The sequence below is a fragment of the Muribaculum sp. genome (assembly GCF_029051885.1).
In the GTDB taxonomy this organism is placed as follows: Bacteria; Bacteroidota; Bacteroidia; order Bacteroidales; family Muribaculaceae; genus Muribaculum.
The window spans coordinates 8,495-9,532 of the sequence record NZ_JAIDKI010000156.1 but is presented as its reverse complement, the minus strand read 5'-3'; the positions used below and the strand labels follow the sequence as shown (position 1 = coordinate 9,532).

Sequence of the window (1,038 nt, the reverse complement as noted above, 5' to 3'; positions counted from 1 at the left end):
TTTGAGAGAGAATGTCAGATGTATTTTTGTTTGCGATGAACGAGCGTAGCCGTAGCTACGTGACTGAAGAGCAAACAAAAAGACGCTGGCTGGCTCCTCAAAAACAAAGTGATATAAATTCAAACAGTTTCTAAGTCTGTCACGACGACAGCAGACTGTGTCCGTACTGTATATTTTCATAATCCCGAGTGCTTGCTACCTCGTTAAAAACAAGAAAAATGACAAAACAATCCATTCAGAAAGAAGGCACTGCCTTCACCCTCCCGTTTCTTATCTTTACGGTTGTGTTCTGCGTATGTCTCATCGTAGCCAACCTTGTAGAAATCAAGACAGTCGATGTCGGATTCACTACAATTACCGCCGGCATGGTGGTGTTCCCCCTCAGTTATATCATCAACGACTGCATAGTCGAGGTCTACGGATTCCGCAAGGCCAGGATGGTAATATGGCTCGGATTTGCCATGAACTTCTTTGTCACCATGATGCTGCAACTGGCCATCATTCTGCCCGGAGCCGGAGAGTGGCAGTCGCAGGCCGCCATGGAGGCCATCTACGGTGGTGTGCCGCGCATCCTTACCGCCTCGTTTCTGGCATTCGTATGCGGCTCGATGGTAAATGCTTTTGTGATGAGCAAGATGAAGGTGGCAAGCAAAGGTCGCTACTTTTCTTTGCGCGCCATCCTGTCGACTGTGTTTGGCGAAGGCGCCGATTCACTGATATTTTTTCCGCTTGCATTCTGGGGCGTGCTCCCCGCCGACGTGATTGTAGAGCTTATAGTGGCTCAGACATGCCTCAAGACCCTCTACGAGATTATAATTCTTCCGGTCACCATATGGGTTGTACGTTACATAAAGCGCATCGAGCGCATCGACACGTTTGATACCGATATCCGCTATTCTTGGTGGTAAAAAATCGATAAAGACAACAAAAAAGCGTGAAAACTTGCGTAATTGCGGAAAAATTCTTTACTTTGCACACTGTTTTTAGGCTCATCCTGTAAAATTGTTGAGAATGATGCACTTAGCAATGATATGAGAC

1 protein-coding gene is annotated in these 1,038 nt (G+C 46.5%); it reads left to right on the top strand.

Annotated features, from left to right (window positions below):
* Positions 1–218 precede the first annotated feature (218 nt).
* Positions 219–908 carry a queuosine precursor transporter gene (locus K2I50_RS06735; RefSeq protein ID WP_301025478.1) on the top strand — a complete coding sequence of 230 codons (690 nt, stop codon included), beginning with the start codon at positions 219–221 and terminating at the stop codon, positions 906–908.
* Positions 909–1,038 lie beyond the last annotated feature (130 nt).

What these genes read in the sequence shown, in the direction of transcription:
- K2I50_RS06735 (WP_301025478.1), top strand. Translation starts at nt 219, where the DNA reads ATGACAAAACAATCCATTCAGAAAGAAGGCACTGCCTTCACCCTCCCG.